Raw genomic sequence first — 22,323 nt, 5'->3', positions numbered from 1 at the left:
CGGCCTCGACAGGGGTATGGACTCGAGCTGGAGGGCGTCACTGCCGCCTCAAGTCACTCGGAGGGCACGTATTCTACAACTTCCAGATCGAATCCGGATATCGCGTTGAACTTCATCGGCGAACTCATCAGGCGCATCTTGCGCACACCGAGGTCACGCAGGATCTGCGAACCGGCACCCACGGTGCTGTAGGTAGTCGGTGCCTTGGCGGGTGCATCGCCGGCGCTTTCGCGGATGTGCGCCAGCAGCACGTCGCCGTCCAGCGGGTGGCCCAGCAGCAATACCACGCCGCTGCCGGCCTCGGCCACGGCGGCCATGGCGGCACGCAGGCTCCAGCGCCCTGGTTGCTTGACCAGCAGCAGGTCGCGCAGCGGGTCCATGTTGTGCACGCGCACCAAGGTCGGCTCTTCGGCGCAGATCTTGCCCAGGGTCAGGGCCATGTGCACGTCGCCTTCCACCGCATCGCGGTAAGTGACCAGGTTGAACTCGCCCAGCTCGCTCTCCACCGGCTGCTCGGAAACGCGCTGCACGGTGCGCTCGTGGATCATGCGGTAGTGGATCAGGTCGGCGATGGTGCCGATCTTCAGGCCGTGCTCGGCGGCGAACACCTCCAGCTCGGCGCGGCGCGACATGGTGCCGTCGTCGTTCATCACTTCGCAGATCACGCCACTCGGCTCGAAACCGGCCATGCGCGCCAGGTCGCAGGCTGCCTCGGTGTGGCCGGCACGGGCCAGGGTGCCGCCAGGCTGGGCCATCAGCGGAAAGATGTGACCAGGGCTGACGATGTCTTCGGCCTTGGCATCCTTGGCGGCGGCCGCCTGCACGGTGCGCGCGCGGTCAGCGGCGGAGATGCCGGTGGTGACACCTTCGGCGGCTTCGATCGACACGGTGAACTTGGTGCCGAAGCCCGAACCGTTGCGCGGCGCCATCAGCGGCAGCTTCAGCGTTTCGCAACGCTCGCGGGTCATCGGCATGCAGATCAGGCCACGGGCGTGCTTGGCCATGAAGTTGATGTGCTCGGGCAGGCAGCACTCGGCTGCCATGATGATGTCGCCTTCGTTCTCGCGGTCTTCGTCATCCATGAGGATGACCATTTTGCCCTGGCGGATGTCTTCGACCAGTTCTTCGATGCTGTTGAGCGCCACGCGGCACCCCCTTCTCAATCAGGATTTCAAGAAGCCGTTGGCGGCCAGGAAGCTTTCGGTAATGCCACTGCCCTTGCTCGGTTCGGCGGCCTTGTCACCCAGCAGCAAACGCTCCAGGTAACGGGCCAGCAGGTCGACCTCAAGGTTCACCCGACGCCCTGCACGGTAGTCGGCCATGATGGTTTCGGACAGGGTGTGCGGGACAATGGTCAGCTCGAACTCGGCGCCATTGACCTCGTTGACCGTCAGGCTGGTGCCGTCGACGGTGATCGAACCCTTGTGGGCGATGTACTTGGCCAGCTCCTTCGGTGCACGCACGCGGAACTGGATGGCGCGGGCGTTATCGCTGCGCGAGATGATTTCGCCGACCCCGTCGACGTGGCCGCTGACCAGGTGCCCGCCCAGCCGGGTGGTGGGAGTCAGGGCTTTTTCCAGGTTGACCTTGCTGCCGCTCTTGAGGTCGATGAAGGCGGTGCGCTTGAGGGTTTCGACGCTGACGTCGGCCCAGAAGCCGTCGCCCGGCAGTTCGACGGCGGTCAGGCACACGCCGTTGACGGCGATGCTGTCGCCGAGCTTGACGTCACCCAGGTCGAGTTTGCCGGTTTCGACGTAGACGCGCACGTCGCCACCCTTGGGGGTCAGGCTGCGGATGGTGCCGATGGATTCGATGATGCCGGTGAACATGGGGTCTTCCTCAAAAACGGTTTGCGCGGGGCAAGCCCGGCATTATACGCCGGGCGCCGGCAGGGGGATGGCCGTGACCCGCCAGTCATCGCCCACTGCGCGCATTTCGATAATTTTCAGCCGCGGCGCTTCGTTCATCTTGTCCAGTGGCCAGTCCAGCAGCGGGCGGGCCTGGGAACCGAGGAAGGTGCCGGCGACGAACAACTGGTACTCGTCGATCAGGCCTTGCCGGGCCAAGGCGCCGGCCAGGCCGGCACCGGCTTCCAGCAGAACTTCGTTGACGCCACGGGCCGCCAGGACCTGCAGCAGCGCCGGCAGGTCTACCTGGCCATTGTCACCCGGCAGGCTGAGCAGTTCGTGGCCAGCAGCGGCATAGCGCGGGTCATCTGCGACAGCGGTCACCACCAGGGCCGGGCCGGCCTGGAAGAACGGTGCAGCCAGCGGCAGGCGCAGGCGACCATCGACCAGCACGCGCAGCGGTGTGCGGCTGAGTGCCAGGGCGGTGGTTTCGGCATCCAGGCCCAGCTCGGCGCCGCGCACGGTCATCCGCGCATTATCGGCCAACACGCTGGCAGCGCTGGTCAGCACCACGCTGGAACGGGCGCGCAGGCGCTGCACCGCCGAGCGGGCGGCCGGGCCGGTGATCCACTGGCTTTCGCCACTGGCCATGGCGGTGCGGCCATCCAGGCTCATGGCCAGCTTGGCGCGAACGAACGGCAGGCCGCTTTCCATGCGTTTGAGGAAACCGGGGTTGAGTGCACGGGCCTCGGCCTCGAGCACGCCGCTGGCCACTTCGATGCCAGCCTCGGCCAGGCGCCGCAGGCCCTGCCCCGCCACTTGCGGGTTGGGGTCCTGCATGGCGGCCACCACCCGCGCCACGCCGGCCTTGACCAGCGCTTCGGCGCACGGCGGCGTGCGGCCATGATGGCTACACGGCTCGAGGGTGACATAGGCGCAAGCGCCACGGGCATGCTCACCGGCCTGACGCAGGGCGTGCACTTCGGCATGCGGCTCACCCGCGCGCACATGCCAGCCTTCGCCGACCACCTTGCCATCGCGCACGATCACGCAGCCTACCCGCGGGTTCGGGTGGGTGGTGTACAGGCCCTTGCGCGCCAGCTCCAGCGCGCGGGCCATGTAGTGGGCGTCGAGGACGGCAGCTTGGCTGGGCATGTTCACTCTTTAGCCGGCTCGCGAGCCAGGCGGTCGATTTCTTCGCGGAACTCGTCAAGGTCCTGGAAGCGCCGGTAAACCGAGGCGAAACGGATATAGGCCACTTCGTCGAGCTTGCGCAGCTCGGCCATGACCATTTCACCCACCACCAGCGATTTGACTTCGCGTTCACCGGTGGCACGCAGGCGGCTCTTGATATGCGCCAGCGCCGCTTCCAGGCGCTCGACGCTGACCGGGCGTTTTTCCAGTGCCCGCTGCATGCCGGCGCGTAGCTTATCTTCGTCGAAGGGTTGGCGCGTGCCGTCCTGCTTGATCAGCCGGGGCAGCACCAGCTCGGCGGTTTCGAAGGTGGTGAAGCGCTCACCGCAGGCGACGCATTCGCGGCGGCGGCGCACCTGCTCGCCTTCGGCGACGAGGCGAGAGTCGATGACCTTGGTGTCGTTGGCACCGCAAAAGGGACAGTGCATGGTGGCAGGCAACAAAAAAAGGGAGGGCCATGGTAGCGCATCCCACTGGCAAGACAAGCCAAAGGGGTTAACATCCATGGGAAATCTGCCCGTGAAGGACTACCCAATGCACTACCGAGCGCTCGTCGTGCTGTGCTGCGCCGCCCTGCTCGCCGCCTGCGGCAGCGACAGGCCGAAGCCCGACACCCCTCCGGCCCCCACGCCAGCCCGCACGGCCAAGCCGGCCGCAGTACTGGGCCCGCTGCCGGCCTACCAGCGCGAGCTGAGCGGCACCTTGCTGGAAATCCCGGCCGGTGCCGACGTGGAGCTGGCCTTGCTGGTCATCGACGAACGCGACCGCCCCCAACGCCTGCTGGCCAGCAGCAACCTGACCGGCACTGGCCAGGCCTTGCCCTACCACTTGCGCTTCAACCCCGAAGCGTTCCCCGCCGGTGCCCGGGTCGAGCTGCGGGGCCGCGCCAGCCGCTCCGGTCAACTGATCATGCACCTGCCGCCGGTGCGCATTACCCAGGCGCAGACCCAGGCCACCGGCCCGCTGCGTTTCGAGAAGGCGCCGTAAGTGGCGCCAGTCTCCCTACAACAGCCCCTGCAACAGGCCCTCAGCGGCCTGATCGGCGAAGCACGCCTGATCGTCAGCGAGCTGCCCGGCTGCGACCTGAAGCTGTGGCTGATCGACGACCAGAACATGGACCGTGCCTTCAGCAGCGAGGAGACCCGACGCATTCTTGAAGAACCGCCCTACTGGAGCTTCTGCTGGGCCAGCGGCCTGGCCATGGCGCGTTACCTGGCCGAGCGCCCGGAGTGGGTAGCCGGCAAGCGCGTGCTGGATTTTGGCGCCGGCTCCGGTATCGCCGGCATTGCCGCCGCCCGCGCCGGTGCGCTGGAAGTGGTGGCCTGCGACCTCGACCCGCTGGCCCTCGATGCCTGCCGCGCGAATGCCGCGCTGAATGGGGTGGAACTGGGCTACAGCGGCGATTTCTTCGCCGAGGACGACCGCTTCGACCTGATCCTGGTGGCCGATGTGCTGTACGACCGCGCCAACCTGCCGCTGCTGGATGCCTTCCTCGACCGCGGGCGCCAGGCGCTGGTGGCCGACTCGCGGGTACGCGACTTCAGCCACCCGCTGTACCAGCCGCTGGGCGTGCTCGAAGCACTGACCCTGCCGGACCTGGCCGAGCCGCACGAATTCCGCCGGGTCAACCTGTACCACGCCAGCCGCAAGACCTTATAGTGGTGCCATTCACGAGTTTGCGAGAGTCGCGATGACCCAAGACACGCCTTACATTTTCGACGCCACCGATGCCACCTTCCAGCAACTGGTAATCGAGAACTCCTTCCATAAGCCGGTGCTGGTGGACTTCTGGGCCGAGTGGTGTGCGCCATGCAAGGCACTGATGCCGCTGCTGGCGAAGATCGCCGAGGGCTACCAGGGCGAGCTGCTGCTGGCCAAGATCAACTGCGACGTGGAGCAACAGGTGGTTGCCCAGTTCGGCATCCGCAGCCTGCCAACCGTGGTGCTGTTCAAGGACGGCCAGCCGGTAGACGGTTTTGCCGGTGCGCAGCCGGAGTCGGCGATTCGTGCCATGCTCGAGCCACACGTGCCGTTGCCTGCCGCACCCAGCGCATCGCCGCTGGAGCAGGCCAAGGCGCTGTTTGCCGAAAGCCGCTTTGCCGAGGCCGAAGCGCTGTTGCAGGCGCTGCTGGGTGAGGACAACAGCAATGCCGAGGCGCTGATCCTGTACGCCCGCTGCCTGGCCGAACGCGGGGAGCTGGGTGAAGCCCAGGTGGTGCTGGATGCGGTCAAGACCGACGAGCACAAGGCTGCGTTGGCCGGCGCCAAGGCCCAGCTGACCTTCCTGCGCCAGGCTGCCAGCCTGCCGGAAGTGGCCGACCTCAAGAGCCGCCTGGCGCAGAACCCGCAGGATGATGAAGCGGCTTATCAGCTGAGCATCCAGCAACTGGCGCGCCAGCAGTATGAAGCGGCGCTGGAGGGGTTGCTGAAGCTGTTCCAGCGTAACCGTGCCTATGAGAACGGCTTGCCGCAGAAGGCGTTGCTGCAGGTGTTCGAGCTGCTGGGCGGTGATCACCCGCTGGTTGGCGTGTATCGTCGCAAGTTGTCGGCGGCGATGTTCTGACCTGAGGCCGTTACGAGGGCTTCGCCCTCGTTCGCGGGTAAACCCGCTCCCACAGGTACTGCACAGGTCCCAAGTGCGGTGAAATCCTGTGGGAGCGGGTTTACCCGCGAATAGGCCAGACCAGGCAATACAGATTTATCCCACCCAGTGATAAACCGGCGCATCCACGCCACTTTCCACCTTCACCTCACTGCTATGCCGCAAGCGCACCAGCAGCCGCTTGCCCGCCGCCGTACTCCCCGCCAGCCCCTCCAGCCGATCAAGCAATTCCGGCCCGTTCATCTGCCCCGCCAGGCGCAACACCTCACGCGCCGCAGTCCATTGCCCATCATCCTGCCGAGTTGTCGCCACGGTTTCCGTTGCTGGGGTATGCGCCACCGCGGGCAATTCGATCTGCCGCCCCAGTTGCGCCCACTCTTCAGGGGCCAGCTCGATGGTCAGATCCACAGGCCAGTCACCAATCTGTCCACGAATTCTCATGCTGCATTCCTTGAACCCAAGTCAATGCCACCATGCTACCCCAACATGAAACCTGAGCCACGCAGGCTGGCAGCGTGCGCAAAAGTTGTTATAACATAACCCAATCTTCCCACCCGCTCCGGAGTCGTCCATGCGTCGCCTGTTGCTCGCCCTGCCCTTCGCCTTGCTGCCCCTGGCCGTGGCCCATGCCCACGCTGATGACCATGATCACGACCACGCCCACGGCACCCTCGGCGCCCACGAACATGGCGTGGCCAAGCTCGACGCCGTGCTCGATGGCAACACCCTGGAGCTGGAGCTGGACAGCCCGGCAATGAACCTGGTCGGCTTCGAACACGCCGCTAACAGCGACGCCGACAAGGCCAAGGTCGCAGCGGTGCGCCAACAGCTCGAGCAACCGCTGACGCTGTTCGGCCTGCCCGCTGCCGCCGGTTGCAAGGAAGACCAGCAGGAACTGGAAAGCCCGCTGTTCGGTGACGCCCCGAAAGCCGACGACGATGGTGACGAGCACGAGCACGACCACCCGCACAGCGACATCGGCGCCCACTACCAGCTGACCTGCGCCAACCCAGACAAACTGGCACAGCTGGACCTCGCGCCACTGTTCAAGGCCTTCCCGGCCACTCAGAAAATCAACGTGCAACTGATCGGCCCCAACGGCCAGAAAGGCCTGGTAACCACGCCGGCCAAGGCCGCGGTCGCGTTCTGAATGCGCCGGCCGTTGATCGAACTGAATGACCTGGTGTTCGCCTGGCCGGGCCAGCCTGCGCTGCTGGACATTCCGGCATTCCGCCTGGAAGCTGGCGAGGCTCTGTTTCTCAAGGGCCCCAGCGGCAGTGGCAAGACCACATTGCTGGGCCTGCTGGGCGGGGTGAACGTGCCAGGCCAAGGCCGTATCCAGTTGCTCGGCCAGGACCTCGGCAGTCTGGGCCAAGGCGCTCGTGACCGCTTCAGGGTCGACCACACCGGTTACATCTTCCAGCAGTTCAACCTGCTGCCGTTCCTCTCGGTACGCGAAAACGTCGAGCTGCCCTGCCGCTTCTCGCGCGGCCGCAAGGCCCGCGCCGAACAGCGTCATGGCAGTGTCGACCAGGCGGCCAGTACGCTACTGGCCCACCTGGGCCTGGACGACCCCGCCCTGCTCGCCCGCCGCGCCGACAGCCTGTCGATCGGGCAGCAGCAACGGGTTGCCGCCGCCCGCGCACTGATCGGCCAGCCCGAGTTGGTGATCGCCGACGAACCGACCTCGGCGCTGGATGCCGACACCCGCGAAGCGTTCATCCGCCTGCTGTTTGATGAATGCCGCACCGCTGGCGCCAGCCTGCTGTTCGTCAGCCACGACCAGAGCCTGGCGCCGCTGTTCGACCGCCACCTGTCGCTGGCCGAACTCAACCGTGCCGCCAAGCCCCGGGAGGCCTGATGTACCTGATCCGCCTTGCCCTGGCCAGCCTGGCCAACCGCCGTTTCACTGCATTCCTCACCGCCTTTGCCATCGCCCTGTCGGTGTGCCTGCTGCTGGCCGTGGAGCGGGTTCGCACCGAGGCCAGGGCCAGCTTCGCCAGCACCATAAGCGGTACCGACCTGATCGTCGGTGCCCGCTCCGGCTCGGTGAACCTGCTGCTGTACTCGGTGTTCCGCATCGGCAACGCCACCAACAACATCCGCTGGGACAGCTACCAGCACTACGCCAACGACCCACGGGTGAAATGGGCCATCCCCATCTCGCTGGGCGACTCGCACCGCGGTTATCGGGTGATGGGCACTACCGACGACTACTTCAGCCATTACCAGTACGGTCGCCGCCAGCACCTGCAATTGAGCCAGGGCCGCGCGTTTGCCGATGATCCGTTCGAGGTGGTGCTCGGCGCCGAAGTGGCCGAGGCACTGCACTACAAACTGGGCGACAAACTGGTGCTGGCACATGGTGTCGCAGCGATCAGCCTGGTCAAGCACGACGACAAGCCGTTCACCGTGGTCGGCGTACTCAAGCGCACCGGCACACCGGTCGACCGCACGCTGCATATCAGCCTGGGCGGCATGGAAGCCATCCACATCGATTGGCACAACGGCGTGCCGGCCCGCGGCGCCGGGCGTATCAGCGCCGAGCAGGCACGGACCATGGACCTGCAGCCTGCCGCCATCACTGCATTCATGCTCGGCCTGAACAGCAAGATCGCGACCTTCAGCCTGCAGCGGGAGATCAATGAATACCGCAGCGAACCGTTGCTGGCGATCCTGCCCGGGGTAGCCCTGCAGGAGCTGTGGAACCTGATGGGCACTGCGGAGCAGGCGTTGTTCGTGGTTTCGCTGTTCGTGGTGCTGACCGGCCTGATCGGCATGCTCACGGCGATTCTCACCAGCCTCAACGAACGCCGCCGGGAGATGGCGATATTGCGCTCGGTTGGCGCACGGCCATGGCATATCGCGGGGCTGCTGGTGCTGGAGGCGCTGTCGCTGGCGGCGGTCGGGATCGTCGCCGGGCTTGGCTTGCTGTATGCGGGGATCGCCCTGGCCCAGGGGTATGTGCAGGCCAACTATGGTTTGTATTTGCCGCTGGCCATGCCGAGCGCTCATGAATGGACGTTGCTGGCTATCATCCTGGGGGCCGCGCTGCTGATGGGCAGCGTGCCGGCGTGGCGGGCCTATCGGCAGTCGCTGGCCGATGGCCTGTCCATACATCTCTGAGAGCCGGTAATGATCAGAAACCTCACTGCCTTTTTCGCGGGTAAACCCGCTCCCACAGGGTTCAGCACAAAATTCCAGGCCTGTGCAGCACCTGTGGGAGCGGGTTTACCCGCGAAGAGGCCAGCACTGCAGACGCTGCTGATCCTGCTGCTGACACTAGCAATGCCTCTTTGGGCCGCCGAACCGCGCGAACTGGACTGGCCCGCCCTTATTCCCGAAGGCGCCCCGGTCATCCCGCCACAACTCGCGCCGCTGCACGACATGTCGCAGCTCAGCAATGCCCTGTCCGCCGAGTCCGCCCCACCGGCGCGCCAGCAGACCCCCACCGCCCCGGTGGTAAAAAGCCTCGACGGCCAGCAGATCAGACTGCCCGGCTACATCGTGCCGCTGGAAGTGAGCGAAGAAGGCCGCACCACCGAATTCCTGCTGGTCCCTTACTACGGCGCGTGCATCCACGTGCCACCACCGCCCTCGAACCAGATCGTGCACATTTTCAGCGAAATGGGCGTGCGCATCGAAGACCTCTACCAACCCTACTGGATCGAGGGAAAGCTGCAGGTTAGAGCCTCCAGCAGCGAACTTGCCGACGCCGGATACCAGATGGAAGCCGAGAAAATATATGCTTACGAGCTGAAGTGAGATCTGTTTCGAATTCGTGAAGACGCTTCTTTGAGCTGGGTCAAACTTTCTGTTCAAGCGCATCCGTACCATTGGACCACTCGATTACTCACGTCCTCTGGGAGCTTCCATGAACAAGTCCTTGCTCAGCGCCGCCCTCGCGGCCCTGGCGCTCGCGGCCCCTGCCGCCCACGCCCACCAGGCAGGCGATATCATCGTCCGCGCCGGCGCCATCACCACCGCGCCCAACGAAAGCAGCGGCGACCTGAAGTTCGATGGCAACAAGGTCTCGGGCACCAAGGCGACCCTGGACAGCGACACCCAGCTGGGCCTGACCTTTGCCTACATGCTCACCGACCATGTCGGCCTGGAACTGCTGGCCGCCACCCCGTTCAAGCACACCGTCGGCGTCAAGGGCCTGGGCGGCGGTCTGGACGGCAAGCTGGCCGACATCAAGCAACTGCCACCGACCCTGTCGCTGCAGTACTACCCGATGGAACCGACTTCCAGGTTCCAGCCGTATGCCGGCGTGGGCATCAACTACACCCTGTTCTTCGATGAAGACCTCAGCGGCACCCGCAAGCAGCAGGGCTTCAGCAATCTGAAGCTGCAGGACTCGGTCGGTTTCGCCGGCCAGCTGGGCATGGACTACATGCTCACCGACAACCTGCTGGTCAACGCCTCGATCTGGTACATCGACATCGACACCAAGGCCAGCGTCGACGGCCCGTCCGCACTGGGCTACAGCAAGACCAAGGTCGACGTCGATGTCGACCCGTGGGTGTACATGGTCGGCCTTGGCTACAAGTTCTGACCTGAACACTGCAGGGCGGCTTCGGCCGCCCTCGCTCGTTGCAACCCTAGCCAGTACCCCAACGCGACCGCGCTGATGCCCATCCCGAGCCCACACACTGCTGCCCAACCCCAATGGGCATACACCCAGCTCGCCAGCACCGCCCCAAGCCCACTGCCAAGCGAATAGCAGCACATGTAGGCGCCGATCAACCGACTGGCCATTGCACCACGCCCGGCCAGCAACAGGCTCTGGTTGGTGACATGCACCGCCTGCACGGCAAAGTCCAGCATCAGCACACCCAGCCCGAAGGCCAGCAGTGAATGCCCGACGAAGGCCGTAGGCAGCCATGACAGCACCAGCAGAACCAGCGCCAACCCGGTGGTGCGCTCCCCCGCCCCCTGGTCGGCCAGGCGACCGGCGCGCGCTGCCGCCAATGTGCCGGCAACACCCGCCAGGCCGAACAGACCGACCTCGGTATGGCTCAGCGCCAATGGCACGGCACTCAGGGGCATGACCATGGCACTCCACAGCACGCTGAACGCCGCGAAGATCAATACGCCGAACAGCCCACGCTGACGCAGCAACCGATCGTGCTGGTACAGCCTGAACTGGGCAACGATGAGCGCCCGGTAGCCAGACCGCAGCGTCACCGGCAGCCCCGTGGGCAGGCTGCGCCACAGCACCAGGGCCAACAGCATCAGCAGCCCTGCGGCAAACAGGTACACGCTGCGCCAGCCAGCCAGGTCGGCAAGCCCGCCCGAGACCAGCCGCGCCAGCAGAATGCCCAGTACCACACCGCTGGTGACGCTGCCCACGGCCTGCCCTTGCTGGCCGGCGGTGGCAAGGCTCGCTGCATGCGCCACCATCACCTGCACCATGACCGCCATCAGCCCAGTGATGGCCAGGGCCAGCAGCAGTAGCGCCCAGTTCGGCGCCATACCTACACCAACCAGCGCCAGGCTCGAGCACAGCAACTGCCCGAGCAACAGGCGCTTGCGGTCGATCAAGTCCCCCAGCGGCACGATCAGCAACAACCCCAGGGCATAGCCCGCCTGGGTCGCGCCAACTACCCAACCGATCTGCTGCTGCGCCACGCCCAGGTCGGCGGCCATCGATTCGAGCAAAGGCTGGGCGAAATACACTGTCGCCACGGCCATGGCGCTGGTGGTGGCCAGCAGCAGGGTTATCCAGCGTGTCAGCGCAGGGTTCATCGGGCTGGCCTCGTCAACCTGGTTTCGAATTGAAACCACATACTGGCTATTTAGCAAATGTGGTTTTAATCTGCAACCAGATGATCACGAAAGGCCCCGCCCATGCTCGATGAAAACAATGCGCAATGCCCCGTAGCCCGGGCCCTGGAGGTGCTGGGAGACCGGTGGGCGCTAATGATCCTGCGCGATGCCTTCGATGGCCTGCGGCGCTTCAGTGAATTCCAGAAAAACCTGGGGCTGGCGAAGAATATCCTTGCCTCTCGGCTCAAGTGGCTGGTAGAGAGCGGGCTGCTGACGCTGCAGCCGGCGTCGGATGGCAGTGCCTACAAGGAGTATGTACTGACCGAGAAAGGGCGATCGGTGTTTCCGGTGGTGGTTGGCTTGAGGCAGTGGGGGGAGCGGTTTCTGTTCGAGGCGGGTGAGGTGCGTTCGGAGTTGGTGGATGGTGCCAAAGGTCTGGCCATTGAGACACTGCAAGTGCGGGCGCAAGATGGACGGGTACTGACGGCTGAGGATTGCCTGCGCAGAGTTGTGCGGCATGGGTGATTTCGGGGCTGCTGCGCAGCCCATCGCCGGCAAGCCAGCTCTCATAGAACTGCACATAACTGGTTGAATTAGCAGGGCCCCTGTGGGAGCGGCTTTAGCCGCGAACACCGGCGCAGCCGGTGCCATGCACCGCGTTGGATTCTTCGCGGCTAAAGCCGCTCCCACAGGATGCACGGACCGCTTGCGAATTCAGTTTTCTATGCGACAGCGCAGCCCAAAGGGCTGGGCCAGCTCCCACAGGGACCGCGTCCTCGCTCTGGGAGCTGGCTTGCCGGCGATAGGGGCGCAAAGCGCCCCCAGGGATTTCAGCCCTTACCCAAAAGCCGCGCCAGCCCCTCGACAATCGGTGTCGCCTGCGGAAAATCGAACCGCGCCAGCAAGCGCTGGTTATCCGCCCGCGAATGGCGAATGTCACCCGCACGTGCTGCAACATAGCTGATCGCCGGCAAGCTACCCACCACCTTCTCCAGCGCCGTCAGCAACTGGTTCAACGAAGTGGCCTGGTTGAGGCCGATATTCACCGCCCCTTCCTCGACCTGCGGCTGCTCCAGCGCCTGCACCATCACCTGCACCAGGTCGCCCACGTAGAGGAAGTCCCGGGTCTGCTCACCATCACCGAACACTGTAATCGGCAAACCCTGCACAGCACGCTCGGAGAAGATGCTGATCACCCCGGAATACGGCGAGGACGGATCCTGGCGCGGCCCGAAGATATTGAAGAAGCGGAACACCACCGGCTCCAGGCCATGCTGGCGACGGTAGAAGTCCAGGTACTGCTCACTGGCCAGCTTGTCCACGGCATAGGGGGTCAGTGGCGCCTTGGGGGTGTCTTCGGCAATCGACTCGCCTTCGCCATTGTTGCCATACACCGCCGCACTGGAGGCGAACAACACCCGGCGCAGGCCATGCACGCGCATGGCCTCGCACACGTTGAGGGTGCCAATGAAATTGCTCTGGTGGGTCCGTACCGGGTCGTCGACCGAGGCCTGCACCGAGGCCACCGCTGCCAGGTGCACCACGGCACTGCAGCCAGCCGCAACCTGCGTGACCAGCCCGGCATCGGCGACATCGCCTTCAACCAGTTCCAGCCGTGGGTGGCCGACCTGCAGGTTGCCCCGCTGGCCAGTGGAGAAGTCGTCGAGAATGCGTACGGCGTAGCCTTTGTCCAACAACGCATCGCACAGGTGGGAGCCAATGAAGCCGGCACCGCCGGTGATCAGGATGGGGGCGTCAGCCATGGCGGTAGAACCGGTCCAGTAGGGGCGGCAGGCCGGCGCGCCAGGCACGCGGCTTGATGCCGAAGGTGTTAAGGATTTTCTTGCAGGCCAGTACTGCGTGCTGCGGCTCTTCGCTGGCATCCGGCCGTGCGGCATGGGCCTGTGGCGTCGGCGCCTGCACGGCCAGCTGGCGATACTGGCCTGCTTCGGTAAGGATCGCCTGGCCCAGCGCCAGCGGCGTGGTCGCCTCGTTGCCGGCGTAATGGTAGGTGCCCCACAACGGCGCACTGCAATCGAGTTGCTTGAGCACCGACAGGATCACCCGGGCGGCGTCGTCGACCGGGGTCGGGTTGCCGCGCCGGTCATCGGCCAGCAGCAGCTCCTGGGGTTGCTCGGCGCGGGTCAGGAAGCGGCCCAGCGCCCCGTCGATGCTTTCGTCGAGCAGCCAGCCAAAGCGCAACAGCACGTGTTGCGGGCAAGCCGCACGCACGCTCTGCTCGATGCGCCACAGGGCCTGGCCACGCAGGCCCAGTGGCACCGGCTCGTCCTTTTCGCTGTAGGCCGTGGCCCGCGAGCCATCGAACACCCGGTAGCTGGAAGGCTGCACCAGGGTGATCTGGTGGTGCTGGCACAGCTCCGCCAACCGCTCCACCGCCCGCTCCTGTTGAGCCAGGCGTTGCTCGCTGACCGACTCGGCCTGGAACCAGTCGAAGTAATAGGCCAGGTTGACCAGGGCATCGGGGCGATGCTCATCGAGCAGCTGGGTGAGGCTGGCTGGCGTCCAGCCGTTCTCGGGCGGGCGCGGCGCCAGGAATGCGATGTCCTCCTCGGCCCCAAGACGAATCAGCGCTTGCCCGAGGGCATTGCCACCACCCAACAGCATTAGGCGCATACGCATAGAGTCAGCAGATCCGGAGAGGTTGATTGAAGGAAAGGGGTCATTTTGCGGTTTCTGGGCGGGGAAGTCCAACGTGGGCCATAGCCATTGCAAGCCAAGCCATTGCAGACTTGGGCGGCCCGGAAGCAAAGGACTAGCCTGTTCTGTATGGCGGTTGCTCCAGGCATCGGGTTTTATGATGACATCTTCGGCCCTGGAGTCGGCTCGTTCTTCATGCTGGCCTGCGCTGTGCCGTTCGTTCCGGCGCTCGTCTCATAAAGCCGCTGCTGGTCAGTGTCTGCATCATCATGGCTATCAAACCGCTACTCGATACGGGAAATCCACTCGGCGAATGGCTCAAGCAATTCCTCTAGAGGCCCCATGCACTTGCAAACGGAATCTTCTCAGCGCCTGAAATGGCAGTTTGACGAACTCGCCCCAGGCAAAGAACTGTTCATCGACGAAGTATTTGGAAACTACCAGCAACAAGCCCGATTGCTGGTCCCCGATATCGAACGCGCAGCGCCGGCATTCGTCCTGGGGGGCGCGCGCTCTGACTTTACCCGGCTCAATCCCCTGCTCTATCGCCTGCAAGCCGCTGGCATTGGTTCACTCACTGCCAATCTGTCAGGTCATAGCCTCGCCAGTGAGCCAGGCGCAGTGTCGCCCTCACTGGCTACGAACCTTGATGAAGCACGGCGTTTCCACGCGCATATCGCGCTTCGCTGTCGGACGATAATAGGCCACAGCCTGGGCGCGGCTATAACGCTGAAACTTGCAGCACAGTTGCCGCAAGTGGACAGCATCGTTCTGATCTGCCCGGCGGTCTATCCAGACCGTGCTCACCAGGTACCGTTCGGCCCGGCATTCACGGCCGCGATCAGAGAACCCTATGGTTTTCTCGATTGCGACAGTTACGCCTTCCTCAAGCGGTTCCAAGGCAGAGTTCTAATGGTGATTGGCGAGTATGACGGGCTGAACTCACAACGATTTGGCAAAGATCCGGGCACTGGCGCAGGTAACCTGTGGCTGGCAGGCGCCGAGCGCTACAGCCCGATTCCTGAAGAAGTTACCCAGGCCCTGATGCAATCAGTTTCAACGTCGCGTTTGCAATGCCTGTTTCTTACAGACTGCGACCATGGCATCGCCGCCCACTTACGCAGTGCACCAGCGATTGCCGATCAGGTTGCGAGCGCCGTGGAAGCTTTCATCCTCGAAGACGCCTGACGTGTTGGCCATTACTTGATTTCAAACAACCCGTTAGTAAGCGGTCTCGCACTCAAACGCTCACGTATGTCGTCATCTATACGTGGATCATCCGGCTGGTACAGTTTTACCTGGCGGTAGGCGTTGATGCGATTGATCTCCACTCCCAGGTAATCCCACACCACCCGGGTGCAGGCCGGGTAGCGCTGGTCGCCGCTGGATACGCCGGCCTTCAGGCCGTTAAGGCGGGTGATGCGGCTTTTGAAGCTAGGGATGAGGATAGTCTGGCTCATCTCGTTGAAAGTCAGCGACTCGTAGTCGACCAGGAACATCCGGTCCTGCAACTGGAACGCCGCCCCCAGGTAGCGGCAACGCACTTCGGCATGGGGGTCGGTGGCGCTGGAGCGTTCCTGGCGTTCCTGGCGTTCGAAAAGGAACTGCCCGCGCTCTTCCCACAGGTGCACCAGTGACACCAGGACCGTGCCCGGGACCGACATGCAGTTGGAATACTCCAGGTAATAGCCGCAATAGCGCGACAGGTTCCCCGCATGGGCGTGCAATGGGCGGAACAGATCGCTGATCGGGTCGCCGGGCTGCTCGGCCGGGGTCGACGCACGTGCACCGATCAGGCGGCTGAACTGCTCGGGTGGCAGATTCAGTTCGTAATCTTCGACACCGAAGAAATCGCCGATGCGCTTGAGGTTATAAGCCGTCGGGCGGCTCTGCCCGCTCAGATACTTGTTGAATTGTGCACGGTTGATCGCAACCTGGCGGCAAACTTCGGAGATAGAGCGGTAATGGCTGCAAGCCAGTTTGAGGTTGGTAGCGAAATGATCGCTCATGACAGCGGACTCAGGTGACGCGAATGGCGCCATTGTAGCATCAAGTTGCACCAAAACGGAGCAAGCCGCGAAATTGTAACCGTCCTTGTCATAGCCAACCATGCGCCCCCATGAATAGCGGTGCGCCTGCCGTCCGCTGGTCTTTCCACACGAACAATAAGAATCGAGGTCATTTCCAATGCTCGAAGTAATCAACGATTTCCTCTCGGGGAAACTTCTCATCGTGCTGATCGTGGGGTTGGGTAGCTACTTCACCATCCGATCCCGGTTCGTCCAGTTCCGCCACTTCGGTCACATGTTCGGTGTGTTCAAGGAATCGCTGCGGGGTCAGGCAGGCCAGTTGAGCTCCTTCCAGGCCCTGATGCTGAGCCTGGCCGGCCGCGTGGGCGCCGGTAACATCGCCGGTGTCGGCATTGCCGTGACCCTGGGTGGCCCAGGCGCCGTGTTCTGGATGTGGGTCACCGCACTGGTGGGCATGTCCAGCAGCTTCTTCGAATGCACCCTGGCCCAGGTCTACAAGCGCGCCGACGGCGACGGCCTGTACCGTGGCGGCCCGGCCTACTACATCCAGCACGGCCTGAAGCTGAAAAGCATGGCCATCGTGTTCTCGATCCTGCTGCTGGTCACCTACGGCTTCGCCTTCATCGGCCTGCAGTCGTACACCGTGACCCACTCGCTGCAGAACGCCTTCGACTTCGACCCCAAGCACACCGGCATCGTCCTCGCCGTGCTGCTGGCCATCACCTTCATCGGCGGCATCAAGCGCATCGCCGCAGTGTCGGACCTGCTGGTACCGGTCAAGACCCTGGCCTACATCGGTGTGACCCTGTACGTGATCGGCACCCAGATCGAACACGTGCCAGCCATGCTGGAAACCATCTTCAAGAGCGCCTTCGGCCTCGACCCGGCGTTTGCCGGCCTGCTCGGCAGCGCCATCGTCATGGGCGTGAAGCGTGGCGTGTTCGCCAACGAAGCAGGCCTGGGTAGTGCGCCGAACGTCGCCGCCGTGGCCGCCGTGAAGCACCCGGGTGCCCAGGGCGTGGTCCAGGCCTTCAGCGTGTTCCTCGACACCTTCCTGATCTGCACCTGCACCGCGCTGCTGATTCTGCTGTCGGGCTTCTACACCCCAGGCTTCGAAGGTGACGGCATTGTCCTGACCCAGAACTCGCTGGCCGCCGTGGTCGGTGACTGGGGCCGCATATTCGTCAGCGTGGCACTGTCGCTGTTCGTGTTCACCTGCATCCTCTACAACTACTATCTGGGCGAGAACAGCCTGCAGTTCCTCAGCCGCAATCGCGTGGTACTGATGGTGTTCCGTGGCCTGGTGCTGGCGCTGGTGGTATGGGGTTCGCTGCAGGACCTGTCGACCGTGTTCGCTTTCGCCGATATCACCATGACCTGCCTGGCCTTCGTCAACCTGATTGCCCTGGCCCTGCTGTTCAAGGTCGGCCTGCGGGTAATGCGCGACTACGACGACCAGCGCAAGGCAGGTGTCAATCAGCCGGTGTTCGACTCGGCCAAGTTCGCCGACCTGGACCTGGACCGCAATGCCTGGCCTGCCAATCCGCAGGCGGAAACCGCCACTGACAAAGCAGTCGGCGAAGTCCAGACGCAGCGCTGATATTCTCCCTTCCAGCCGCCCCGTCCGTGGGCGGCTTACCTTTTCTCCGCTCACCGCTACGGATACTTCCCATGCGCGCAGTAAACAATCTCCTCGTTCTCTATACCGGGGGCACCATCGGCATGCTCGAAACCCCCGAAGGCCTGGCGCCGGCCGGCGGTTTCGAAGCACGCATGCGCGAACACTTCGCCCACATGGCCGATGCGCCCCAGGTGCAGTGGACACTGCAGGAACTGAACCCGCTGCTGGACAGCGCCAACATGCAACAGCACAACTGGCTGGCGATGCGCGATGCCATCGTTGCGGCCGTTGAAGCTGGCCATGACGGGGTGCTGGTGCTGCACGGTACCGACAGCCTGGCCTACAGCGCTGCGGCGTTGTCGTTCCTGCTGCTGGGCCTGCCGGTGCCGGTGCTGCTGACCGGCTCGATGCTGCCGGCGGGTGCCGCAGACAGCGATGCCTGGGGCAACCTGTGCGGCGCGCTGCGCCAGTTCGAACAAGGGCTGGAAGATGGCGTACAGCTGTACTTCCATGGCCAACTGCTGCATGGCTGCCGGGCGACCAAACTGCGCAGCGAGGCGTTCGATGCCTTTGTCGCGCTGCCACGTCATCGTGACAGTGAGCGCGCCACGGCGATCCCTGCCGAGCTTGGCTACAAGCACCCGCGCCAACCGGTCAACCTGGCGGTAGTGCCGGTGTTCCCGGGCCTGCAGGCCAGCCATTTGCAGGCGCTACTGGGTAGCGGCGTGCAAGGGTTGTTGCTGGAGTGCTATGGCAGCGGTACCGGGCCTTCGGATGACCAGGCATTGCTGGACGTGCTGAGCTCGGCGCGCCAGCGAGGCGTGATGCTGGCGGCTATCAGCCAGTGCTCTGAAGGGTCGGTGGTGTTCGATACCTACGCGGCAGGTAACCGCTTGCGCACGGCCGGGCTGGTCAGTGGTGGCGGCATGACCCGAGAGGCGGCGTTGGCCAAGATGGTTGCGCTGCTGGGGGCTGGGCTGGATGTCGACACAGCAGAGCGGTGGTTTGCTCTGGATCTGTGCGGGGAGCGGGCCTGAGTGCAGCCTGATCTGGCCCTGGCTTGCCGGCGACAGGGCCAGATCAGGCAAAAGAAAATGGCGGAAGGCAGCGGGAGTCGAACCTGCCCGGGAACGGCTGCCGTCCCCAACCGGGTTTGAAGCCCGGCCGCGCCACCGGGCGCGATTGCCTTCCTTGAACTCAGTGCCTGGCCTGCTGCTGGGCCAGGGCGCTGTCGGCGCGAATGTGACGCTGATCGGCCACCCTCCGGGTCAGGCCGATGCGGTCGAAGTACTCCAGAATCTGCACACTGCGCTTGCGACCGATGCCCAACATATCGCGAAACGCGGCAACCTGCACTATCGGCGTTTCACTGGCCTGCCCCAGCAGCAGCTCTGCCATGCGCTGTAACGTCGCCTCGGGGTAGAACAGGTCGCGCACCACCTGGTGCACCAGGCCAAGCCGGGCCAGCTTGCGCAGCAACAGGCGCACATCGGCTTCGGCACAGTTTTCCTCACTCGCCAGCGTCCTGACCCAAGGCGGGTCGTATTGCCCCGCCAGCAACTTCGGTTGCAGACTCGCCCATAACGCACTGTCGGCTTCGCTCAACTGCACCTTGTGATCGGGCAGGTGCAGCCAAGGCCCACTGTTGGCAATGGCGCCATCATCGAGCAACTCGTCCAGCAGGCTGACAAAAGCGGGTCGCTCCAGCGGCAAGGCAGCAAAGCGGCGCAGGCGGTCGCGGTCCGGGCCGAGCTGGTCGGGCTCCTGTTCATGGAACCGCGCCAGCTGCTCCAGCACTTGGCGCTTGAGCGCCTGCCAGCGGGCACTGGCAAACAACAGTTGGCCCTGCCGCGTGGCCACCACCAGCACATCTTCCGGTAACTGCCAGGTTTCGCGCAGGCGATTGAACTGCCGCTCCAGGCGCTGCGGGTCGATACCACCTGGTGCGCTGGCGAGCAGCGCCGGCAGGGCCTGTTCCAGGTCCTCGGCATCACGCAGCACCTGCAATTGGCGCAGGCGCTCATCGCTGCGACGCTGACGGCTTGGTGCGAACGGGTCGAGCACCTTGCCGCCGCCCAGGGTGCGCTGGGCTCGCTGGTCGCGCAGCACCAGGCGGTCGCCGTGGACCGTCTGCAGCGGCGCGTTGAGCAGCAATTGGGCAAACATACGCTGGCCCGCCGCCAGGTTTTCACCTTCGAGCAAGGCCACCCGGGCCGTTACGTCCTGGGTGCCGAGGTGCACATGCACAGCGCTGAAATGTTCGAAGGTACGGGTCTCGCCCGGCAACAGCTTCAGCTCGATATCCACCCGCGTACTGGGCGCATGCAGCCACTCGGGCACCAGCCAGTCACCCCGGCGCACCTGCTCCACCGCCAGGCGTTCGGCAGCAATGTTCAGCGCCACCCGCTGGCCCGCCTCGGCCACCAGCGCGGCCTGGTTCTGCGCATGCAGGCCACGCACCCGCACCGGTCTGCCCGCCTTGCCCAGCAACAAGGTGTCGCCGGCACTGACCCGCCCGGCCAACGCCGTGCCCGTGACTACCACACCCGCACCGGTAACGGCGAAGGCGCGGTCGACAGCCAGGCGGAAACCGCCGCGCACGCTGCGCTGGTACATACGCTGTTGCGCCGTCAGCAAGGCCTGGCGCAGGGCATCGATACCCTCGCCGGTCACACTCGACAACGGAAACTGCCGTGCACCAGCATAAGGGCCAGGCGCCAGCAGTTCGCTGATCTGCGCCTGCACTTCGGCCAAGCGGGCCGGCTCTACCCGGTCGCATTTGCTGATCGCCACCAGGGCCTGGGGAATGCCCAGCAGCTCGATGATCGCCAGGTGCTCGCGGGTTTGTGGCATCACCCCGTCGTCGGCGGCCACCACCAACAGCACCAGATCGATGCCGTGGGCGCCGGCCAGCATGTTGTGGATAAAGCGCTCATGGCCCGGTACGTCGATGAAGCCGGTCAGCGCTGCCCCGTCGGCCAACGCCGCATAGCGGTAGCCAAGGTCGATGGTCATGCCACGGGCGCGCTCCTCCTGGCGCTGGTCGCCGGCCTGGCCGGTCAGGGCCTGGAGCAGTGCGGTCTTGCCGTGGTCGATGTGGCCGGCGGTACCAACGATCACTGTACCGGCCCCAACTGCAGGGCGGGCAACTGCGCCAGCCACTGGGCCTCGTCATCCAGCTGGCGCAGGTCCAGCCACAGGGCGTCGTCGGCGATGCGGCCGAGCACCGGCACCGGCAAGTCACGCAAGGCCCGCTCCAGCACATGCAGGCTGCGCCCGCGCAACTTCTTCGACACCTGCGGGCGCAGGCACAACGCCGCGCTCGGCAGGCGGGCCACCGGTTGGCTGCCACTGCCGATCATGCCCAACGCCGGCTCCACGCTGACCGCCCATTGCTCGCCAAGGCGGGCCTTGAGCTCAGGGGCCAGGCGCTCGGCCTGGGCCCGGATTTCGGCCTGGCTGCGGGTCAGCAGGCGCAGGCTGGGCAGGCGCTCGGCCAGGCGGTCGGGGTTGCGGTACAGCGCCAACACCGCTTCGAGTGCAGCGAGGGTGATCTTGTCGACGCGCAGCGCGCGCTTTAGCGGGTTCTTCTTGATCCTGGCGATCAGTTCCTTGCGCCCGACGATGATCCCGGCTTGCGGCCCGCCCAGCAGTTTGTCGCCACTGAAGGTGACGATATCGGCGCCGTCAGCCAGGGCCTGGCGTACGGTTGGCTCGGCAGGCAGGCCCCAACGGGTGAGGTCAAGCAGGCTACCGCTGCCAAGGTCTTCAAGCAGCGGCAGGTCATGTTGGTGGGCGATGCGCGCCAGCTCGGCGGTGGGCACCTGGGTAGTGAAGCCCTGGATACTGTAGTTGCTGCAATGCACGCGCATCAGCAGGCCGGTGCGTGGGCTGATGGCTGCCTCGTAGTCGCGGGCATGGGTGCGGTTGGTGGTGCCGACTTCGTGCAACTTCACGGCGGCGCGGGCCATGATATCGGGGATGCGGAAGGCGCCACCGATCTCGATCAGTTCACCGCGGGAGATGATGCCCTCCTTGCGCGCGCCCAGGCTGTTGAGCGCCAGCAGCACGGCGGCGGCGTTGTTGTTGACCACGGTGACGGCTTCGGCGCCTGTCAGCTCGCGGATCAGGCCTTCGATGAGGTCGTCACGGTCGCCACGCTTGCCGGTGGCCAGGTCGAATTCCAGGTTGAGCGGGTAGCGGGCGGCGGTCTGCATGGCCTCGATGGCCTCCTCTGGCAACAGGGCGCGGCCGAGGTTGGTGTGCAACACGGTGCCAGTGAGGTTGAACACACGGCGGACCTGGCTGCGTTGCTGGGTGGCCAGGCGTTCGCCGGCGCGGCCCAGCAGGACTTCAGCGGCCAGTTCGGCGGCGCCGAGCTGGCCGCTGCGGGCGGGGTCGCGCAGGTCGTCGAGCAATTGGCGCAGAGTGGCCAGCACGGCATCGCGGCCGTGGCGCTCGATCAGCGGCAGGCCGGCCGGGTGGCGCAGGAGGGTGTCGATGGAAGGAAGGCGTGGGATGTCGCTGGCTAGGCTGGAGGACATGCGGTACTACCTTGGACTGATCCGTTGTCTGTGCAGGCCTCTTCGCGGGTGAACC

Annotated in this window: 23 protein-coding genes, 1 tRNA gene and 1 pseudogene; 13 read left to right on the top strand and 12 right to left on the bottom strand. The window is 64.8% G+C overall.

What is annotated here, in order from left to right:
• Nucleotides 1-53: 53 nt before the first annotated feature.
• From ribBA to nrdR, 4 genes are read right to left on the bottom strand one after another with little or no spacing between them, the layout of a single operon-like run.
• Nucleotides 54-1,145: a bifunctional 3,4-dihydroxy-2-butanone-4-phosphate synthase/GTP cyclohydrolase II gene (gene ribBA / locus FQ664_RS03060; protein ID WP_016484697.1), complete on the bottom strand. Its 1,092-nt coding sequence runs from the start codon at nucleotides 1,143-1,145 to the stop codon at nucleotides 54-56.
• Nucleotides 1,146-1,163: 18 nt separating this feature from the next.
• Nucleotides 1,164-1,829, bottom strand: coding sequence for a riboflavin synthase (locus FQ664_RS03055; protein WP_003255399.1), 666 nt, complete (start codon nucleotides 1,827-1,829; stop codon nucleotides 1,164-1,166).
• 42 nt (nucleotides 1,830-1,871) lie between these two features.
• Nucleotides 1,872-3,002 carry a bifunctional diaminohydroxyphosphoribosylaminopyrimidine deaminase/5-amino-6-(5-phosphoribosylamino)uracil reductase RibD gene (gene ribD / locus FQ664_RS03050; protein WP_144170353.1) on the bottom strand — a complete coding sequence of 377 codons (1,131 nt, stop codon included), beginning with the start codon at nucleotides 3,000-3,002 and terminating at the stop codon, nucleotides 1,872-1,874.
• A 2-nt stretch (nucleotides 3,003-3,004) separates the two neighbouring features.
• Nucleotides 3,005-3,469 carry a transcriptional regulator NrdR gene (gene nrdR, locus FQ664_RS03045; RefSeq protein WP_009685710.1) on the bottom strand — a complete coding sequence of 155 codons (465 nt, stop codon included), beginning with the start codon at nucleotides 3,467-3,469 and terminating at the stop codon, nucleotides 3,005-3,007.
• Nucleotides 3,470-3,575: 106 nt separating this feature from the next.
• Between nrdR and FQ664_RS03040 the strand changes: the two genes are divergently transcribed.
• From FQ664_RS03040 to trxA, 3 genes are read left to right on the top strand one after another with little or no spacing between them, the layout of a single operon-like run.
• Entirely contained in the window at nucleotides 3,576-4,028 is a 453-nt protein-coding gene (locus tag FQ664_RS03040) for a YbaY family lipoprotein (protein ID WP_144170352.1), read from the top strand.
• Nucleotides 4,029-4,700, top strand: a complete 672-nt coding sequence (locus FQ664_RS03035) for a class I SAM-dependent methyltransferase (RefSeq protein ID WP_144170351.1) — start codon at nucleotides 4,029-4,031, stop codon at nucleotides 4,698-4,700.
• 31 nt (nucleotides 4,701-4,731) lie between these two features.
• Entirely contained in the window at nucleotides 4,732-5,604 is an 873-nt protein-coding gene (trxA, locus tag FQ664_RS03030; RefSeq protein ID WP_144170350.1) for a thioredoxin, read from the top strand.
• 135 nt (nucleotides 5,605-5,739) lie between these two features.
• Here trxA and FQ664_RS03025 read toward each other — a convergent pair whose 3' ends face one another.
• A complete protein-coding gene (locus FQ664_RS03025) occupies nucleotides 5,740-6,084 on the bottom strand; it encodes a hypothetical protein (protein WP_144170349.1) in 345 nt (114 codons plus the stop codon).
• Nucleotides 6,085-6,214: 130 nt separating this feature from the next.
• Between FQ664_RS03025 and FQ664_RS03020 the strand changes: the two genes are divergently transcribed.
• From FQ664_RS03020 to FQ664_RS03000, 5 genes are all read left to right on the top strand, one after another.
• The gene (locus tag FQ664_RS03020) at nucleotides 6,215-6,793 is read left to right on the top strand and encodes a DUF2796 domain-containing protein (RefSeq protein WP_144170348.1); all 579 of its coding nucleotides are present in this window, start codon (nucleotides 6,215-6,217) and stop codon (nucleotides 6,791-6,793) included.
• The gene (locus FQ664_RS03015; RefSeq protein WP_144170347.1) at nucleotides 6,794-7,504 is read left to right on the top strand and encodes an ABC transporter ATP-binding protein; all 711 of its coding nucleotides are present in this window, start codon (nucleotides 6,794-6,796) and stop codon (nucleotides 7,502-7,504) included. It abuts the gene before it with no gap.
• Nucleotides 7,504-8,769 carry an ABC transporter permease gene (locus FQ664_RS03010; protein ID WP_144170346.1) on the top strand — a complete coding sequence of 422 codons (1,266 nt, stop codon included), beginning with the start codon at nucleotides 7,504-7,506 and terminating at the stop codon, nucleotides 8,767-8,769. The genes FQ664_RS03015 and FQ664_RS03010 overlap by 1 nt, the downstream gene beginning before the upstream one ends.
• A gap of 126 nt (nucleotides 8,770-8,895) precedes the next feature.
• Nucleotides 8,896-9,408 carry a DUF3299 domain-containing protein gene (locus FQ664_RS03005; protein WP_144170425.1) on the top strand — a complete coding sequence of 171 codons (513 nt, stop codon included), beginning with the start codon at nucleotides 8,896-8,898 and terminating at the stop codon, nucleotides 9,406-9,408.
• 109 nt (nucleotides 9,409-9,517) lie between these two features.
• Complete coding sequence (locus tag FQ664_RS03000) at nucleotides 9,518-10,201, top strand: OmpW/AlkL family protein (RefSeq protein ID WP_144170345.1); 684 nt, start codon at nucleotides 9,518-9,520, stop codon at nucleotides 10,199-10,201.
• On the opposite strand, the gene FQ664_RS02995 is transcribed toward FQ664_RS03000, so the two are convergent.
• Nucleotides 10,189-11,394 carry an MFS transporter gene (locus FQ664_RS02995; protein ID WP_144170344.1) on the bottom strand — a complete coding sequence of 402 codons (1,206 nt, stop codon included), beginning with the start codon at nucleotides 11,392-11,394 and terminating at the stop codon, nucleotides 10,189-10,191. The two genes, FQ664_RS03000 and FQ664_RS02995, sit on opposite strands and share 13 nt — an antisense overlap.
• A 102-nt stretch (nucleotides 11,395-11,496) precedes the next feature.
• Here FQ664_RS02995 and FQ664_RS02990 point away from each other — a divergent pair, with 102 nt between their 5' ends.
• Nucleotides 11,497-11,940, top strand: a complete 444-nt coding sequence (locus FQ664_RS02990; protein WP_144170343.1) for a winged helix-turn-helix transcriptional regulator — start codon at nucleotides 11,497-11,499, stop codon at nucleotides 11,938-11,940.
• Between the two features lie 305 nt (nucleotides 11,941-12,245).
• Here FQ664_RS02990 and FQ664_RS02985 read toward each other — a convergent pair whose 3' ends face one another.
• Both FQ664_RS02985 and FQ664_RS02980 read right to left on the bottom strand, forming a co-directional pair.
• Nucleotides 12,246-13,178: an NAD-dependent epimerase/dehydratase family protein gene (locus FQ664_RS02985; RefSeq protein ID WP_144170342.1), complete on the bottom strand. Its 933-nt coding sequence runs from the start codon at nucleotides 13,176-13,178 to the stop codon at nucleotides 12,246-12,248.
• Entirely contained in the window at nucleotides 13,171-14,055 is an 885-nt protein-coding gene (locus tag FQ664_RS02980) for a sugar nucleotide-binding protein (protein ID WP_144170341.1), read from the bottom strand. The genes FQ664_RS02985 and FQ664_RS02980 overlap by 8 nt, the downstream gene beginning before the upstream one ends.
• Before the next feature lie 96 nt (nucleotides 14,056-14,151).
• Here FQ664_RS02980 and FQ664_RS27710 point away from each other — a divergent pair.
• Together FQ664_RS27710 and FQ664_RS02970 are read left to right on the top strand one after the other, a co-directional pair.
• A pseudogene (locus FQ664_RS27710) lies at nucleotides 14,152-14,408 on the top strand (TSUP family transporter); the annotation flags it as partial.
• A 7-nt stretch (nucleotides 14,409-14,415) separates the two neighbouring features.
• Nucleotides 14,416-15,261 carry an alpha/beta hydrolase gene (locus FQ664_RS02970; RefSeq protein WP_144170340.1) on the top strand — a complete coding sequence of 282 codons (846 nt, stop codon included), beginning with the start codon at nucleotides 14,416-14,418 and terminating at the stop codon, nucleotides 15,259-15,261.
• A gap of 11 nt (nucleotides 15,262-15,272) precedes the next feature.
• On the opposite strand, the gene FQ664_RS02965 is transcribed toward FQ664_RS02970, so the two are convergent.
• Entirely contained in the window at nucleotides 15,273-16,082 is an 810-nt protein-coding gene (locus tag FQ664_RS02965) for a helix-turn-helix domain-containing protein (RefSeq protein ID WP_144170339.1), read from the bottom strand.
• A gap of 178 nt (nucleotides 16,083-16,260) precedes the next feature.
• Between FQ664_RS02965 and FQ664_RS02960 the strand changes: the two genes are divergently transcribed.
• Together FQ664_RS02960 and FQ664_RS02955 are read left to right on the top strand one after the other, a co-directional pair.
• Nucleotides 16,261-17,703, top strand: coding sequence for an alanine/glycine:cation symporter family protein (locus FQ664_RS02960; RefSeq protein ID WP_144170338.1), 1,443 nt, complete (start codon nucleotides 16,261-16,263; stop codon nucleotides 17,701-17,703).
• A gap of 71 nt (nucleotides 17,704-17,774) precedes the next feature.
• Nucleotides 17,775-18,761 (top strand): asparaginase, encoded by a 987-nt coding sequence (locus FQ664_RS02955; protein ID WP_144170337.1) that lies wholly within the window; start codon nucleotides 17,775-17,777, stop codon nucleotides 18,759-18,761.
• A gap of 58 nt (nucleotides 18,762-18,819) precedes the next feature.
• Here FQ664_RS02955 and FQ664_RS02950 read toward each other — a convergent pair.
• The 3 genes from FQ664_RS02950 to selA all read right to left on the bottom strand — a co-directional run bounded on the left by FQ664_RS02950 (nucleotide 18,820) and on the right by selA (nucleotide 22,268).
• Nucleotides 18,820-18,915, bottom strand: a tRNA-Sec gene (locus FQ664_RS02950).
• Between the two features lie 6 nt (nucleotides 18,916-18,921).
• Nucleotides 18,922-20,844 carry a selenocysteine-specific translation elongation factor gene (gene selB / locus FQ664_RS02945; protein ID WP_144170336.1) on the bottom strand — a complete coding sequence of 641 codons (1,923 nt, stop codon included), beginning with the start codon at nucleotides 20,842-20,844 and terminating at the stop codon, nucleotides 18,922-18,924.
• Nucleotides 20,841-22,268: an L-seryl-tRNA(Sec) selenium transferase gene (selA, locus tag FQ664_RS02940; RefSeq protein ID WP_144170335.1), complete on the bottom strand. Its 1,428-nt coding sequence runs from the start codon at nucleotides 22,266-22,268 to the stop codon at nucleotides 20,841-20,843. The genes selB and selA overlap by 4 nt, the downstream gene beginning before the upstream one ends.
• Nucleotides 22,269-22,323: the final 55 nt, after the last annotated feature.

Origin of the sequence: Pseudomonas persica, assembly GCF_900291015.1 — a bacterium.
Taxonomy (GTDB): Bacteria; Pseudomonadota; Gammaproteobacteria; order Pseudomonadales; family Pseudomonadaceae; genus Aquipseudomonas.
Note: the sequence above shows the minus strand (reverse complement) of the source record. Positions and strands in the feature narration are given on the sequence as shown.